This is a genomic window from Intrasporangium sp., from assembly GCF_036566125.1.
Classification (GTDB): domain Bacteria; phylum Actinomycetota; class Actinomycetes; order Actinomycetales; family Dermatophilaceae; genus Intrasporangium.
Window position 1 is genome coordinate 1 of sequence record NZ_DATCWX010000240.1, and the last position, 15,112, is coordinate 15,112.

The window sequence follows — 15,112 nt, forward strand, 5'->3', positions numbered from 1 at the left end:
TTCGATGGCGTCGTAACGGAGCTCGCGACGTCGCTGGCGGCCGGTCCGACGCTCGCCTACGGGTCGATCCGTCGCGCCGTCGCCGTCAGCGCGGGCACCGACCTCGCGAACGCGCTGGCCCACGAAGCGGAGCTGATGGCCCTGACCGGTCGGAGCGCGGACCACCAGATCGCTGTCGACGCCTTTCTCGCCAAGGAACAGCCCACCTTCTCAGGCCGCTGAGCCACCGTCGACGGCTCACTTCTTTGGCTGTATGCCGCTGAGCTCGCTCCGCGCGCACGCGCAGTCCCAGCCCTCCCGCGCTCTCGAACGTTGCCCCCTTCGCAACGGCACCCCAACTTCGCCTCGGCGAAATTCGTGCGTTGGGGTCCCGGGCGGCGATCGTCAGGGCGGGTAGTCGCCGGTCGGGGACGGGACGTAGCGCCAGAGGATGTCCGTCCAGTAGTACTGCCCGACGATGAACAGCACGAGGAGCGGCACTGTCCGGACGAGCAACCTTGGCCACGTGGTGCCCCGGCGGTCCTCCCAGCCGGCGCCGACCATGACGGCCAGGAGCGGGAACATCGGGATGAGGTAGCGGAAGATGCTCGTGAAGGGGTCGAGCACCGCGGCGAGGTAAGCCGGGTACGCCACAGACCACGTTCGCAGCTGCATCCCGAGTCCCCTGGCCCACGGCCCGACGACCATCGCGAGGATGACGAGGGGGACGACGACCAGCCAGACCGGTCCCCACGTCTCGCCGAACACGTACTTGGACATTCCCAGCCAGGGACCGAACGGCTCGACCACCCCGGAGCCGCGCCACGCACCCATCGTGTCGGTGTAGGCCGACCGCTCGCCCGTGGCGCCCCACGCGATGGCGGGCCAGAGGAACCCCGCGACACCGCACGCGACGAGGGAGGCGAGCCCAGCGGCATACTCGCGTCTCTCGATGGGCCGGTCGTCGCGTGCGCGCCATCTCAGCCACAGCGCCACCAAGGTGACGACACCGAGAGGCACGGCGATCGGGCGCGTCAGCCCGACGAGCACCGCGATCCCAGCCGCGACCAGCCAGCGCTCCCGGGCCAGGGCGAGCAGGTACGCGACGAGGAGAAGCATGGCGACCGACTCGGTGTAGGCGAGCTGCAGTGTCACCGACGCGGGGAACGAGGCCCACAGCACGACGACGACCAGGGCCGCCGCCTCGCCGATGCGCTCGCGGAGGAGCAGCCCCATGAGCACAGCCGCGCCGAAGCCGCACAGCAGCGCGATCATCGAGCCCGCCGCGGGGAACTCGAGACCGGTCACCGCCATGAACGCCCGGGCAGCGAACGGGAAGAGGGGATAGAACGCCCACGCATTCTGCTGGGCGCCGCCGTCCTCGCCGCGCGGGACGTGGTCCGGATACCCCTCGGTCGCGATGGTCTGGTACCACTGTCCGTCCCACAGCGCGGTGAACGGGAAGTACGTGACGGGGATGTCGTCGCCGCCCGTCATGCCTGTTGGGGCCTGCCGCTGCATGACGAGCAGCAGGATCACCGTCGTGACGATGCGGCATGCTGCGTAGAGCGCGAGGACCCGGAGGATGAACGTCCGGCGTGGGCGCCACGCATCCGTGACGGTCAGGCGTCGCGCCGGGTCCGTGACCGTCATGCCTTCGGCGAGTCGTGCGGCTGGGCTCGCTCGTGCTCGTCGTCGCTCACGTCGGGCTCCTCCGCAGCGGGCTCCTCCGCGTCGGGCTCCTCCGCGTCGGGCTCCTCCGCAGCGGGCTCCTCCGGCGTGCGAACCGACCCGGACCGGAGGAAGGCGATGTGCTCGTCCTTCTCGCGCAGCTCCCGACGCAGCCGGTCCACGACGCCGTCGACCTGGCTCATCCGGTAGCCGCGGACGGTCACGTCGAACCTGAGCTCGTCCAGGTCCCCGTCATGCAGGTCGCCCTCGGGGAGCGGCTCATGGCTCAGCGATGAGGTCGGCCGGCCCATGCCACCGCCGAGGCCCAGCATCAGCGCGACGACGAAGCAGAGGACGACGATGGCGACGAGCAGGATGAACCACTTCACTCGGGCCGCTCCGCTCGAATCGTGCCGTTGGGCTGGTCCTCATGGGCCTGGATGGCGGCGACCGCCTCCTCCGGGAGGTCGGTGACCACGAGCCGGTCGATGTCCTCCTCGCCGATCATGCCTGCCTCGAGGACAGAGCTGCGCAGCCAGTCGAGCAGGCCCTTCCAGTACGCGGTCCCCATGAGCACGACGGGGAACTGCGTCACCTTGTGCGTCTGAGCCAGCGTCACCGCCTCGAAGAGCTCGTCCAGAGTGCCGAATCCGCCCGGTAGGACGATGAAGCCGTGCGAGTACTTGAGGAACATCGTCTTGCGCGCGAAGAAATACCGGAAGTTGACGCCGAGGTCGACGTACTCGTTGAGACCGGCCTCGAACGGCAGCTCGATGCCGAGTCCCACCGACGTGCTGCCGCCCAGGTAGGCGCCCTTGTTGGCCGCCTCCATGGTGCCCGGTCCCCCACCGGTGATGACGGCGTAACCGGCCTCGGCGAGGAGGCGACCGACCTCGACGCCCATGGCATAGGCCTGGTCACCGACCCGGGACCGCGCCGAGCCGAAGACGCTGATCGCGGGCCCCAGCTCGGCGAGCGCGCCGAAGCCCTCGACGAACTCCGACTGGATCCGCATGACACGCCACGGGTCCGCGTGGAGCCAGTCGGTCGGCTGGCGGCGGTCGAGAAGACGTTGGTCCGTCGTGGTGCGAGGGACACTGCCCCGCCGCAGGACGACCGGACCCGAGCGCCGCACCACGTCTGCCACACGAGACGAGGGTTTCTCGTCCGGCCGGACCCCCGGGTCACTCGCGACGTCGTCCTGATGACCGGTGTCGTGCTCGCTCACGGGGACCACCCTAAGCCTCGATGTTCCGTATGCCGCTCAGCTGGCTCCCAGCCCACCCCTCCCTTGTCGAGTGAACAGCTTTCGGGCCCGGAATTCGTTCACTCGATCGGTCAGGCGGCACAAGAGTTGTTCACTCGATCGGGGTGGAGGGTGTGAGCCAGCGGAGCAGCGCGCGCTCCGCCTCCTCGTACTGCTCGACCGGGCACCGCTCGTCGTCCATGTGGGCGAGGTTCGGGTCGCCGGGTCCGAAGTTGACCGCGGGAATCCCGAGCGCGGAGAAGCGAGCGACGTCCGTCCACCCCTCCTTGGGGTTGACCGGCAGACCGAGGGCGGCGACGAAGTCACGGGCTGCGGGCAGGTGCAGGCCCGGGCGGGCCCCGTCTGCGGCGTCCCCCAAGGTGCAGTCGAAGCCCTCGAAGACCTGTTGGACGTGGTCGAACGCGGCTTCCGTGTCCTTGTCCGGAGCGAAGCGGTAGTTGACCGACACCGTGCACCGGTCGGGGATGACGTTGCCCGCGATCCCGCCGCTGATCCCGACCGCCTGGAGCGCCTCGTGGTACTCGAGGCCGTCCACCTCGATCGTCTCCGCCTCGTAGGCCGAGAGCCGGGCCAGGACCTGGGCCGCGTCGTGGATCGCGTTGTGACCGCTCCATGGACGAGCGGAGTGGGCCGCGACGCCGGTGGTCACGACGTCGACCCGCATGGTCCCCTTGCAGCCGCCCTCGATGCCCCCGGCGGTCGGCTCGAGGAGCACGGCGAAGTCACCAGCGAGCAGGTCCGGGCGGTTCGCCCCGACCCGGGCCAGGCCGTTGAGCTCGGCCTCGATCTCCTCGCACTCGTAGAAGAGGAAGGTCAGGTCACGCGCCGGCTCGGTGACCTGCGCGGCGACCTTGAGCATGACCGCCACGCCACCCTTCATGTCCACGGTGCCGCGGCCCCAGAGCACATCACCGACAAGACGCGTCGGCAGGTTCGGTGGGCTGGTCAGCGGGACCGTGTCGAGATGGCCGGCGAGGATGACGCGCTCCGGCCGGCCGAGGTTCGTCCGGGCGATCACCGTGTCGCCGTCGCGGACCACCTCGAGATGACCGAGCGCCAGCAGCGCCGACTCGACGGCGTCCGCGAGCGCGGCCTCGTTCCGGCTCACCGACTCGATGTCGCAGATCGCCGCGGTCAGCGAGGTGACGTCACTCGACACGTCGAGAGCGGTGGTGGTCCCGGGAACTGAGCTGAGCGGCATACGGGAAGGCTACCCATGTCGCGCATCGGGCCACGTTCACGCCCACGACGCGGCCCCCATACCCTTGAGCCCATGTCTGAGCGCAGCGCATGGGGATACGGACTCGCCACGATCACCGCGGAGGGACAGGTCCTCGACACGTGGTTCCCGTCGCCCGCCATGGGGCTCCGGCCTGAGGACGCTTCCGCACCCGAGGGCCTCGATGCCCTCGCCGGGCCCGACGAGCGGCGCCGCGTCCGCACTGAGGTCCGACGCGTCGAGATCGACCTCGATGCCCCGCCCGCCGACGCCTCTGACGCCTACCTGCGGCTGCACCTGCTGTCCCACCGACTGGCCCAGCCCAACACGATCAACCTCGACGGCATCTTCGGCACCCTCGCCAACGTCGTGTGGACCAACCACGGGCCCTGTGCCGTCGAGGGCTTCGAGCAGACCCGGCTGCGTCTGCGCGCGACCGGCCCGGTCCAGGTCTTCGGCGTCGACAAGTTCCCGAGGATGACCGACTACGTCGTCCCGTCGGGCGTCCGGATCGCGGACGCCGACCGCGTCCGGCTCGGCGCCCACCTCGCGGTCGGTACGACCGTCATGCACGAGGGGTTCTGCAACTTCAACGCCGGCACGCTCGGGGCCTCGATGGTCGAGGGGCGGGTCGTCCAGGGTGTCGTCATCGGCGACGGCTCTGACATCGGCGGCGGTGCGTCGATCATGGGGACGCTCTCCGGCGGCGGCACGGAACGGATCGCGATCGGCGACCGTTGCCTCATCGGAGCCAACGGTGGCGTCGGGATCTCTCTCGGTGATGACTGCGTCGTCGAGGCTGGTCTCTACGTCACCGCAGGGACGAAGGTGACGTTGCCGGATGGCAGCGTCGTCAAGGCCCGCGACCTCTCGGGGACGAGCAACATCCTGTTCATCCGCAACAGCGAGACCGGTGCCGTCGAGGCCCGGGACCGGAAGGGTACGGGAATCTCCCTCAACGAGGCGCTCCACGCCAACGACTGACAGCCGCCGACACCTGAGGGACACATGCCGAACGACCGCCTCGGGCTCGTCCTCGACGAGACCGGCGTGACCAGCCACCCGCGACGCCGTCGGCACCGCGGGCGCATCGCGCTGCTCACGGTTGTCGCGGTGGTGGTGGGCGGCGGGTGGTTCGCCTCGCAGTTCCTCGTCGACAGCATTCGCACGTCACGGTGCACCATCCGTGCGGCCGGCATGACGGAGAGCTTCGACCCCGAGCAGACGGGCAACGCCGCCCTCATCGCGGCGCTGTCGATCAAGCGCGACCTGCCCCCGCGAGCGGCGACCATCGCCCTGACGACGGCCTACCAGGAGTCGAAGATCATCAACATCAGCTATGGCGACCGCGACTCGCTCGGGCTCTTCCAGCAGCGACCGAGCCAGGGCTGGGGCACCGCGAAGCAGATCATGGACCCGGTCTACTCGACCAACAAGTTCTATGACGCGCTCATCAAGGTGAAGGGCTACGAGACCGCCGACATCACCGAGATCGCCCAGAAGGTCCAGCGGAGCGGCTTCCCGGAGGCCTACCGGGACCACGAGGGTCAGGGCCGCGTCCTCGCGTCGGCGCTGACTGGCCATTCCCCCGCCGGACTCACCTGCGCCCTCGAGGACGCGACCTCGCACGCCAAGCCCGCCACGGTGGCGGATGCGCTCGCCACGGAGATGGGCATCACGCAGGCGCAGGCCTCCGACGGCGCCCTGACCGTCACTGCGCCCGACCAGCGGCTCGCGTGGGCGGTCGGCCACTGGGCCGCCGCACGCGCCGCGCACTTCGGGGTGACGGCTGTGGCTGTCGGGGAGCGGGCGTGGGACCGGGCTGACCGCGACAGCGCGTGGACCGATGGCGCGGCATCGACCACCGTGACGATCACTCTGCAGTGATGCCAGCCTTGGCGTCGAGCGCCTGCAACAGCTCGTAGGCCGCTCGCTCGACCGCCTTGTGCCGCCACTCGGCCGCCCGGTAGACGCACGCGATGAGCCCGGACCGGTGCACCCGGCTGAAGTCTCCGCAGACGAACGCGTACCGCGCCTTGGTCTCGTCGTTCGCGCCCTCGGTCAGCCCGAGGTGCCAGGCGGCGTACTCCTCCCACGAGTGCCGCTTGAGGTAGGTGTTCTGCGCCGCGGCGTCGGGCTGCACCTCGCCCCACTCGGAGTCGAGGACGTAGCGCCGCTTGTCGATGAGGCCGTGCACGTGCGCGACGGCAGCGGAGTTGACGGAGTAGGAGGCCATGCGCCCCACTCTGCCCCCACTTTGCCGCCACTCTCCGATCGCGCGCCCCGACACGCTGACTGGGGTGCGAGCGCAGTCGAGGTCTCAGGCCCGGTAGTGGCGCTCCGGCTCGCCGGTGTAGATCTGGCGAGGACGGCCGATCTTCGTCTCCGGGTCGTTCATCAGCTCGCGCCACTGGGCGATCCAGCCGGGGAGGCGACCGATCGCGAAGAGCACGGTGAACATCTTCGACGGGAAGCCCATCGCCTTGTAGATCAGGCCCGTGTAGAAGTCGACGTTGGGGTAGAGGCGACGCTCGACGAAGTAGTCGTCGGCGAGGGCGATCTCCTCCAGCTGCTTGGCGATGTCGAGCAGCGGGTCGTTCTTGCCGAGCTTCGCGAGGATCTCGTCGGCCGCCTTCTTGATGATGGCGGCGCGCGGGTCGTAGTTCTTGTAGACCCGGTGGCCGAAGCCCATCAGGCGGATGCCGTCCTCCTTGTTCTTGACCCGGTTCATGAACGACTTCGGGTCCTCGCCGGAGGCCTGCAGGTCGCCGAGCATCTCGAGGACGGCCTGGTTCGCGCCACCGTGCAGCGGGCCGGACAGCGCATGGATGCCGGCCGAGACGGAGTTGAACAGGTTGGCGTGGGCGGAGCCGACGAGGCGGACCGTCGAGGTCGAGCAGTTCTGCTCGTGATCGGCGTGGAGGACGAAGAGCAGGTCGAGCGCCTTGGCGACGGTGGGGTCAACCTCGTAGGGCTCGGCCGGGACGCCGAACGTCATCCGAAGGAAGTTCTCGACGAAGTCGAGCGAGTTGTCCGGATAGATGAAGGCCTGGCCGACCGACTTCTTGTAGGCGTAGGCGGCGATCGTCGGCAGCTTCGCGAGGAGGCGGATCGTGCTGATCTCGACCTGCTCCTCGTCGAAGGGGTCGAGGCTGTCCTGGTAGAAGGTGCCGAGGGCAGAGACAGCTGAGGAGAGCACCGGCATCGGGTGCGCGTCGCGCGGGAAGCCGTTGAAGAACGCCCGCAGGTCCTCATGGAGCATCGTGTGCCTGCTGATCAGGTCCTCGAACGTCGCCAGCTCCTCACCCGTCGGCAGCTTGCCGTAGATGAGCAGATAGCAGACCTCGACGAAGCTGGAGCTCTCGGCGAGCTCCTCGATCGGGTAGCCGCGGTAGCGCAGGATGCCGTTGTCACCGTCGATGAAGGTGATGGCGCTCTTGCACGAGGCGGTGTTGACGTACCCCACGTCGTAGGTCACGAGGCCGGTCTCCTTGAGGAGCGAGCCCACCCCGATCCCATCACTGCCCTCGACGGCGTCGACCGCCGGGAACGTGATCTCCTTGTCCCCGACCTTGAGTGTCGCGTCCACTGCGTTCGTCACTGCCTCATCGCCTCCTCGAGAACCGACCGGTGGGCCGGGGGTGTCCGCAAAGCACGCTACCCCAGCGCAGTCGGGTGCCGGTAAGCCGGTCCGCACCTTGGCGTGCGTGGAGGGTAAAGACGATTCCGTATGCCGCTGGGCTCGCTTGGCGTCTGGGGTGCAGTCCGCGCCCCGGTCACTGCGTCGAGTGGTCAGAATCTGCCGGAGGCCGCCTTGATCCGCTCGTCGGTCGCCGTGAGGGCGATCCGGACGTGCTGGCGCCCGGCAGGACCGTAGAAGCTCCCCGGAGCGACGAGGATGCCCCGGTCTGCCAGCTCGGAAACCGTTGCCCAACAGTCCTCCTCGCGGGTGGCCCAGAGGTAGAGGCCCGCCTCGGAGTGGTCGATCCGCAGGCCCGCTCGCTGAACCGCCTCGACGAGCACCTCACGACGCAGTCCGTAGACGTCGCGCTGCTCCGCCACGTGTGCGTCGTCGCGCAGCGCGCCCGCCATCGCATGCTGGACGGGCCCGGGCATCATCATCCCCGCGTGCTTGCGTACCTCGAGGATCCGCGCCACGAGCTCCGGGTCCCCGGCGACGAAGGCGGCGCGGTAGCCCGCCAGGTTGGACTGCTTGGAGAGGGAGTAGACGGCGAGCAGTCCCGTGTGGTCACCACCGCAGACATCCGGGTGCAGCACGCTGGGCGTCGCTCGGCCGAGCTGCCCGCGACGCCAATCGAGCTCCGCGTAGCACTCGTCGCTGGCCACGATGACGCCGTGCTCGCGTGCCCACGACACGACCTTGGCCAAGTGCTCGACGCCGAGGACCTGGCCACTGGGGTTGCTGGGGCTGTTGAGCCACAGCAGCTTCGGGGTGGTCGCCCGGGTCAGCGGCCCGAGGCGGGTCAGCGACTGGGCCACGACGCTCGAGGCGCCGGCGAGCCGGGCACCGACGTCATAGGTCGGGTAGGCGACCTCGGGAATGCCGACGAGGTCACCCGGGCCGAGGCCGAGCAGCGTCGGGAGCCAGGCGACCAGCTCCTTGCTGCCGATCGTGGGAATGGTCTGCGAGGGCTCGAGCCCCGGCACCCCGCGACGGCGCTCGAACCACGCGCAGATCGCCTCACGGACCTCTTCCGTCCCGACCGTCACCGGGTAACCGGGGGCATCCGCGGCCTCGACGAGCGCCGCGCGGACGAAGGCTGGTGTGGGGTCGACCGGAGTGCCGACGGACAGGTCGACGATTCCGTCCGGGTGCGCGCTCGCTCGCGCCTTGTAGGGCGCGAGCGAGTCCCACGGGAAGTCGGGGAGGGAGCGGTCGATCACCCAGCGCTCACTCGTCGTGCTCCTGCGGCGGCAGGGCCGCGATCAACGGGTGGTCCTTGTCGATCATGCCGAGCTTGGCGGCGCCACCCGGGCTGCCGAGGTCGTTGAAGAACTCGACGTTGGCGTTGTAGTAGTCGGCCCACTCCTCCGGCACGTCGTCCTCGTAGTAGATCGCCTCGACGGGGCATACCGGCTCACAGGCACCGCAGTCCACGCACTCGTCCGGGTGGATGTAGAGCGACCGCCTGCCCTCGTAGATGCAGTCGACCGGACACTCCTCGATGCAGGCCTTGTCCTTCAGGTCGACGCAGGGCTGGGCGATGACGTAGGTCATGGAGACCGGACCTCCTACAGGAGCGATGAGAGTGCGATGGTTGTGCTCGGCCTAGTATGCCGGACATGATCGGCCGCGACCCGGACCACCCCATCGCTGAGACGGGAGCTGACGGTCAGCCCGACCCGTCGGCCCGGCTGACCGTGGGCACTCGGGTCGTCGTGCGCCAGCGCCTGGTCGACACACCGGAGGCCGGTGCCACCGACGTGATCGGACGCCTCGCCGTGCGCACCGACGACGTCCTCGTCATCGACACGAGGCGCGGGCGCGTTGCCGTGCCCCGACGCGACGTCGTCGCCGCCAAGCCCGTCCCTCCACCCGCGACGCGCCCCGGTCCGGCCCACCTGCGCGTCTCTGTCGACGACCTCGCCCTGGTCGCCGCCCAGGGCTGGGTGGCGGTCGAGCAGGCCGCGCTGGGGTCGTGGCTGCTCCGGTCGGCCCCCGGCTACACGGGTCGGGCCAACTCCGTGCTCGTCGTCGGCGACCCGGGGGTTCCCCTCGACAGCGCCTTCGACCACTGCGAGCAGTGGTATGCCGACCGCGACCAGACGACGATGTTCCAGGTCAGCGGCCCGGCACGCTTCACCATCGCCGACCACCCGGTGGCGCAGGCCCTCGTCGAGCGGGGCTACACGGTCGGCGGCGGACGACCGGACTGGTCCAGGGTTCTGGTCATGACCGGCCCGTCGGCGGGGCTCCCATCCCCCACCGACACCTCACCGCAGGTCCTCGCCGAGAAGACGCTCTCCGAGGAGTGGCTCAGGGCCTACAGCGAGGGGCGCACACCAGTCCCGGGGATCACTGAGGCGGTCCTCACCGGGAGTGAGCGCCAGCTGTTCCTCTCGATCCGAGAGGACCCGAACGGCCGGATCATCGCGGTGGCCCGGCTCGCCCTCCATGCCGGCTGGGCCGGTGTCTTCGGACTCTGGGTCCACCCCGACCACCGCCGCCAGGGTCTCGCCCGGAGGGTCATGGCGACAGTGGGCACGATCGCGCGGGAGAACCGCATGCCGGCGATCTACCTGCAGGTGTCAGAGGACAACGACGCCGCGATCGCCATGTACGAGGCACTCGGCTTCACCGTCCACCACGAGTACACCTACCTCGTCCAGCCCTCCACCTGACACGTACTGCACCCTCGGCCGGAGGGGTGCCGCAGGGCTGGGAGGGCAGGTGCGAGGGGAGCCAGCTCAGCGGCATACGTCAGCCTTTATGCCTGCCAACGAAACTCAAGGTTTCGCGTTGGGGTCGGTGCAGATGATCTCGTGCTCGGGAATGTAGTGCGTGTGCACTGCTTCGCTCTTGACGAGCGAGGATGAGCCCGGCTTGTACCACTGGCGCGTCACGGTGACGTCGAAGCCCGCGTTGGCCTGCTGCGGGTAGCACGACGGTGAGTCGTCGCGGATCGTCTTCGGCTCCACGACGTTGCGACGAGCGCCCTTGACCGACTTGACATCCCAGTGCTTCGTGCTCCACACCCGCCCGTGGACGTTGCCGTCAGCCACCCACGTCTGCAGCAGCATCCCGTAGGGGGTGTTGTTCTTCCACTTGTTGTCGACGCTCGGCCAGTGGACCGTGGCCTCCCGACCTTCCGGGTAGCGCGGGATGAAGAAGGCGTGCGGCGTGAACTCGAGGATCTGGGCCCCGGCGAAGTAGGCCATGTTGTAGATCACCGTGGAGACCTGGGAGATACCACCGCCGGTGCCCCGGGTGAGCCGGCCGTTGATGATGACCGTGCCGTCCCCGTAACCCTTCTCCGTGGTCCGCTCGCCGAGAATCCCGTTGAGGCTGAAGGTCTCTCCCGGGGCGATGTAGGTGCCGTTGATGGTGCGGCTCGCGACGATGAGGTTCTGCGTGCGCGACGTGTCACTGGTCGGGAACGGCGACGTGAAGTCGACGATGACCTCCTTGACACCGGCCTTCTGGGCGTCCTCGGTCGTGATCTTCGGCTTCTTCGTCACGACCTTGAGCTCGACGCGCCGCTCCGGCGCCGTCATCGCCGTGATGAAGTCGCCCGCGATCGTTGACTCGTCGACCGCCGTGCCATCGACCGACGGGACGATCTTGGGGCGGCCGCCCTCGAGGATCCACGTCGCGTCCTTCGCCTCCTTGGTCGAGACGTCGAGGCTGTCCGACACGAGGGCGGTCAGCTTCTTCTTGTTGAACTCGGGCGCGAGTCCCCCGTCGCCGTCCGGCACCATCTTCACGGCTGGAGCGAAGTCCTCCGGCTCGAGCGTGGCCGTGGCCTTGCCGGCGACGACCGTGATCGGCCCCGACATCGCCTTCTCGCCGAAGTCCCGCGCCGCCGCGGCGACGGCCTCGCCACTGACCTGCGGCTCGACCGGTGCGACGGCGGCCGTCGCGGTCGTCGAGTGCGGGAAGGCCTCGCGCAGAGCGCGTTTGGTGCCGGCGATGTCGAGCGTGCGTCCTGCCACCGGCGCGGTGACGTTGACCTTGCCGCCCTTGAACGTCACCGAACCCTCGGTCGGCTTCGTCGCGACCGACGGAGCCAGCTTGGACAGGCGGGCCGTCAGCACGTCGTCGTCGACGTGAGTGAGCAGGGGCTCCTCGACCGACCCGACGAGCCGGGACCAGATGGTGACCGGGTTGAGGCTGAACCCCGTCAGGCCGTCGAGCGTGCCAGCCGGGTCGACCGAGAAGCCGGCCTCGCCCGGCACGACCTTGACGGGCTTCTCCCGACCGGGGACGGTCAGTGAGATCGGGGTGGCCAGCAGGGGCTCGGACTTCGTGGCGATCGCGTCCTCGGCCTCATCCTCCGAGAGCCCGCCGATCGGGATGCCGCCGACAGAGGCCGTGGACGGCAGGCGCTGCGCCGACCAGGCTGCGAGTCCGACGTAGCCGCCGACCAGGACGGCGGCCGCGATGGCCAGCCGGATGATGGTGGCGCGTTGGTCGTTCAGGGCCATGGGTTCTCCGTGCGGGGGCGAGGTCGTCAGCGCACGATATCCGAGTGGGGATCGCGAAGTTCCCCCGGATGCGGCCTGGTTCGGGTCGGGCATATGGTTGCATGCTCAACGGCGCTGTGGTGAATCGGTCACCCGACGAGGTTCCGGAGGGGTCCGTCGCCCTTGGCAGCGGCGCGCAGGGGTCGCCACGTCCGAGGGTCGACCTGCCGGAACGCCTCTCGGTCCGTCGTCCGCCGCGCGATCAGGTTCGAGAGCGCGTGGAGGTCGTCGGTCGCGACGATGACCTGGGTGGCATGCGCCCGCATCGCGGCGAGCTTGCTTGCCCGCGTGCTCGGATCCTCCACGACGTGGGTGATCTCGTCGTCGTCCACCACCGAGGGCGGATGGGGGTCCCCTGGACCCAGAACGACGAGGCCGTATGCCGCTGAGTCGGCTTCCCGGGTCCAGGCGCGGTCCTCGTCGGCCCAGGTGCGCGGGATGCGGATCTCGTAGGTCAGTGCCGGGAGGTCGCCATCGGAGAGCTGGTCGAGGGCGGCTCGCGTGAGCCGATGGGCCTGGATGTGGTCCGGATGACGGTAGCCACCCTCGGGGTCGTAGGTGACGAGGGCGTCCGGTCGCACGTCGCGGAGCAGCCCGGCGAGGGCCGCACCGGCCTCCGTGAGATCGGCGTTGACGAAGGCCTCCGGGCGAGCAGCCGCCGCCGATCCTGCCATCCCGGAGTCCCGGTAGCGACGGGCGCCCAGGCCATCCTCACCGAGCAGGTGGCCGTGCGCCCCCAGCGCAGCAAGGGCTGCGGACAGCTCACCGCGCCGGTGGGGCGCGAGCAGGTCATCGGCATGACCCTCGAGGTGGCGCAGGTCGGCCGGGATGACCTCGCCCTCCTCGCCGAGAGTGCAGGTCACCACGTGGACCTCGTCGCCTTGAGCCACGTGGTGTGCCATGGTCGTGGCGCAGGTGAGCGTCTCGTCGTCGGGATGGGCGTGGACGAGGACGATGCGATGGGTCATCGGCGGCTCCGGGTCCGGGGCATCAGCGGACGGCGACGGTGGCGAGGTCGACGATGCCGCCGACGGCGTGGTCGTCATAGTGCAGCACGCCGGAGCCGTGGATGTGCAGCACCTTCGTCGCCGCGAGCGCGACGTAACCGCCCCGCTCGCGAATGAGCGCATCCGCCTTCGCCCACAGGCCCGCGCGCTTGCCCCGGTCGGCCATCGCCTGAGCCTGGTCCATGAGCTTGGCCACGGCCTTGTCGTCGAAGTAGCCGACGTCCTGGCCGGGTCCGGAGGAGTCGATGTTGATGCGGGCATCGAAGAGTGCGGGGAGCACCGCGCTCGCCGACGGGATGTCGGGCAGCCAGGACCCGCGGAAGACGTCGAAGTCCTTGCCGGAGGCAGGCTTTTCGATCGTCTTGTAGTACTCCTCAGGTGGCACGGCCGTGCGCTCGACGTCGAAGCCCGCGCGCTCCCAGCCGGCCTCGAGGGCCGCATAGGCCTTGTCGATCAGCCGCGACTCCGCGTGCACCACACGCACCTTGACGGGGAGCTTGAGGCCCGCCTTCTGGAGAAGGGCGCGCGCCGCGTCGGGGTCGCCCTCGACGCGAGCGCCCTGGGGGGGTGTGAAGCCCGTCTCGCTGACGCTCGGCCCGAGGACGGACCACGTCGGCGACCCTGCCCCCTCGCCACCGTTGGCCGTGACGTAGGTGGCCCGGTTGGTCGCTAGGGCGAAGGCCTGGCGCACGACGTCCTTCGACATGACCGGGCTGCGCATGTTGAGTGCGAGGTAGTCGATGCTGCCCGTATAGGGGAAGGTCATCCGGGCCCGCAGCGCCGGACCAGCCTGGTTGCGCAGGGTGGGTGACGCCTTGACCCACGACACGGCCTGGGCGTCGCTGCCCTGCTGGTTGAGCAGCCTCTCGATGACAGAGGCCTCGGTGAGCCCCGCGGTCACGACGATTCGATCGGGATAGGCCTTGCGTACAGGGTCGGACTGCGGCTCCCAGTGCTCGTTGCGGACGAAGGTGCCGCCCTTGCCAGGCGTCCAGTTGCCCTCCAGCCGATACGGCCCGGTCGAGAAGACCGCGACAGAGGCCTTGGCCTCCTTGGTGTCGGCGGCTGCCTTCCGCGGCGCGAACTCGGGCAGGGCGACGATGTGCGGGAAGTCGCGCTCAGGGGCACGCAGCTTGAAGGTGATCTGGCGGTCCTTGCAGACGACGGCCTGGAGAAAGGACTTGGCGTTCTTCTTGTCCGCTGGTCCGGTGTAGACCGGCTTCTCGACGCCCTCGGAGGTGACCTTCGTCGGCACGTCGAGCAGGTAGCTTGCGTAGTTCGTGCCGCCGATGTGGGTGGTGCGGTCGAAGGTTCGCGCGACGCCGTGCCGGACGTCCTCGCAGGTGACCGGGCTGCCGTCCTCCCACGCGACTCCGTCGCGGAGCGTGAAGGTCCAGGACTTGCCGCCGTTCGACTCCTTGCCCGTGTCAGTCGCCAGGTCGCCGACGAGCTCCTTCGCGTCGTCGCCCGCACCGTAGGTCGTCAGGGTTCGCACGAACGTCCGCTCGGCGAAGAACGCCTCCGGACCGACGTACAACAGCTGTGGGTCCCAGGTCGCGATGTCTCCGGCGACCAGGACCTGCAGCGTGCCGCCTCCCTGGGGCGGGCCGACCGTGGCCGTCGCCTCCCCCGTTCCGCTGGCCGGCCGGGAGCCGACGATGTCCTCGGGGGTGCAGGCCGCGGCGCCGGCCAGCGTGAGGACCGCCGCCAAGGCGGCGGTCCCGAGCCGGCGGAGGCGGAGTGGGAGGGTGGGGTGCACGGTGG

14 protein-coding genes and 1 pseudogene are annotated in these 15,112 nt (G+C 69.5%); 4 read left to right on the top strand and 11 right to left on the bottom strand.

Translation table 11 applies throughout. The annotated features are described in order from the left end of the window. A pseudogene (locus VIR15_RS14700) lies at nt 1–222 on the top strand (enoyl-CoA hydratase); the annotation flags it as partial. Between the two features lie 162 nt (nt 223–384). Here the strand turns inward: VIR15_RS14700 and VIR15_RS14705 are convergent. From VIR15_RS14705 to dapE, 4 genes are all read right to left on the bottom strand, one after another. Then, nucleotides 385–1,632 carry a putative hexosyltransferase gene (locus VIR15_RS14705; RefSeq protein ID WP_331928962.1) on the bottom strand — a complete coding sequence of 416 codons (1,248 nt, stop codon included), beginning with the start codon at nt 1,630–1,632 and terminating at the stop codon, nt 385–387. Next, nucleotides 1,629–2,039 (bottom strand): DivIVA domain-containing protein, encoded by a 411-nt coding sequence (locus VIR15_RS14710; RefSeq protein ID WP_331928965.1) that lies wholly within the window; start codon nt 2,037–2,039, stop codon nt 1,629–1,631. Before VIR15_RS14710 ends, VIR15_RS14705 begins: the two co-directional genes overlap by 4 nt. Continuing rightward, nucleotides 2,036–2,797 (bottom strand): LOG family protein, encoded by a 762-nt coding sequence (locus VIR15_RS14715; RefSeq protein ID WP_414654967.1) that lies wholly within the window; start codon nt 2,795–2,797, stop codon nt 2,036–2,038. The genes VIR15_RS14710 and VIR15_RS14715 overlap by 4 nt, the downstream gene beginning before the upstream one ends. A 211-nt stretch (nt 2,798–3,008) precedes the next feature. Further along, complete coding sequence (gene dapE, locus VIR15_RS14720; RefSeq protein WP_331928967.1) at nt 3,009–4,118, bottom strand: succinyl-diaminopimelate desuccinylase; 1,110 nt, start codon at nt 4,116–4,118, stop codon at nt 3,009–3,011. A 72-nt stretch (nt 4,119–4,190) separates the two neighbouring features. Here dapE and dapD point away from each other — a divergent pair, with 72 nt between their 5' ends. Beyond that, nucleotides 4,191–5,120 carry a 2,3,4,5-tetrahydropyridine-2,6-dicarboxylate N-succinyltransferase gene (gene dapD / locus VIR15_RS14725; protein ID WP_331928970.1) on the top strand — a complete coding sequence of 310 codons (930 nt, stop codon included), beginning with the start codon at nt 4,191–4,193 and terminating at the stop codon, nt 5,118–5,120. 24 nt (nt 5,121–5,144) lie between these two features. Next, on the top strand, nt 5,145–6,023 hold the full coding sequence (locus VIR15_RS14730) for a hypothetical protein (protein WP_331928972.1): 879 nt from the start codon (nt 5,145–5,147) through the stop codon (nt 6,021–6,023). Here the strand turns inward: VIR15_RS14730 and VIR15_RS14735 are convergent. From VIR15_RS14735 to fdxA, 4 genes are all read right to left on the bottom strand, one after another. Further along, entirely contained in the window at nt 6,010–6,372 is a 363-nt protein-coding gene (locus VIR15_RS14735) for a hypothetical protein (protein ID WP_331928975.1), read from the bottom strand. The two genes, VIR15_RS14730 and VIR15_RS14735, sit on opposite strands and share 14 nt — an antisense overlap. 84 nt (nt 6,373–6,456) lie before the next feature. After that, nucleotides 6,457–7,737: a citrate synthase gene (locus VIR15_RS14740; protein ID WP_331928978.1), complete on the bottom strand. Its 1,281-nt coding sequence runs from the start codon at nt 7,735–7,737 to the stop codon at nt 6,457–6,459. Between the two features lie 191 nt (nt 7,738–7,928). Next, entirely contained in the window at nt 7,929–9,041 is a 1,113-nt protein-coding gene (gene dapC, locus VIR15_RS14745) for a succinyldiaminopimelate transaminase (RefSeq protein WP_331928980.1), read from the bottom strand. A gap of 7 nt (nt 9,042–9,048) precedes the next feature. Then, a complete protein-coding gene (gene fdxA / locus VIR15_RS14750) occupies nt 9,049–9,375 on the bottom strand; it encodes a ferredoxin (RefSeq protein WP_331928982.1) in 327 nt (108 codons plus the stop codon). Nucleotides 9,376–9,440: 65 nt separating this feature from the next. Here fdxA and VIR15_RS14755 point away from each other — a divergent pair, with 65 nt between their 5' ends. Beyond that, entirely contained in the window at nt 9,441–10,499 is a 1,059-nt protein-coding gene (locus tag VIR15_RS14755) for a GNAT family N-acetyltransferase (protein WP_331928985.1), read from the top strand. Between the two features lie 105 nt (nt 10,500–10,604). On the opposite strand, the gene VIR15_RS14760 is transcribed toward VIR15_RS14755, so the two are convergent. From VIR15_RS14760 to VIR15_RS14770, 3 genes are all read right to left on the bottom strand, one after another. After that, nucleotides 10,605–12,302: a VanW family protein gene (locus tag VIR15_RS14760; protein WP_331928987.1), complete on the bottom strand. Its 1,698-nt coding sequence runs from the start codon at nt 12,300–12,302 to the stop codon at nt 10,605–10,607. A 128-nt stretch (nt 12,303–12,430) separates the two neighbouring features. Then, nucleotides 12,431–13,309, bottom strand: coding sequence for an N-acetyl-1-D-myo-inositol-2-amino-2-deoxy-alpha-D-glucopyranoside deacetylase (gene mshB / locus VIR15_RS14765; RefSeq protein ID WP_331928990.1), 879 nt, complete (start codon nt 13,307–13,309; stop codon nt 12,431–12,433). Nucleotides 13,310–13,331: 22 nt separating this feature from the next. Next, nucleotides 13,332–15,107 (bottom strand): ABC transporter substrate-binding protein, encoded by a 1,776-nt coding sequence (locus VIR15_RS14770; RefSeq protein WP_331928992.1) that lies wholly within the window; start codon nt 15,105–15,107, stop codon nt 13,332–13,334. Nucleotides 15,108–15,112 lie beyond the last annotated feature (5 nt).

What these genes read in the sequence shown, in the direction of transcription:
- VIR15_RS14735 (WP_331928975.1), bottom strand. Translation starts at nt 6,372, where the DNA reads ATGGCCTCCTACTCCGTCAACTCCGCTGCCGTCGCGCACGTGCACGGC.
- VIR15_RS14760 (WP_331928987.1), bottom strand. Translation starts at nt 12,302, where the DNA reads ATGGCCCTGAACGACCAACGCGCCACCATCATCCGGCTGGCCATCGCG.
- VIR15_RS14755 (WP_331928985.1), top strand. Translation starts at nt 9,441, where the DNA reads ATGATCGGCCGCGACCCGGACCACCCCATCGCTGAGACGGGAGCTGAC.
- VIR15_RS14730 (WP_331928972.1), top strand. Translation starts at nt 5,145, where the DNA reads ATGCCGAACGACCGCCTCGGGCTCGTCCTCGACGAGACCGGCGTGACC.
- VIR15_RS14705 (WP_331928962.1), bottom strand. Translation starts at nt 1,632, where the DNA reads ATGACGGTCACGGACCCGGCGCGACGCCTGACCGTCACGGATGCGTGG.
- mshB (WP_331928990.1), bottom strand. Translation starts at nt 13,309, where the DNA reads ATGACCCATCGCATCGTCCTCGTCCACGCCCATCCCGACGACGAGACG.
- dapE (WP_331928967.1), bottom strand. Translation starts at nt 4,118, where the DNA reads ATGCCGCTCAGCTCAGTTCCCGGGACCACCACCGCTCTCGACGTGTCG.
- fdxA (WP_331928982.1), bottom strand. Translation starts at nt 9,375, where the DNA reads ATGACCTACGTCATCGCCCAGCCCTGCGTCGACCTGAAGGACAAGGCC.
- dapD (WP_331928970.1), top strand. Translation starts at nt 4,191, where the DNA reads ATGTCTGAGCGCAGCGCATGGGGATACGGACTCGCCACGATCACCGCG.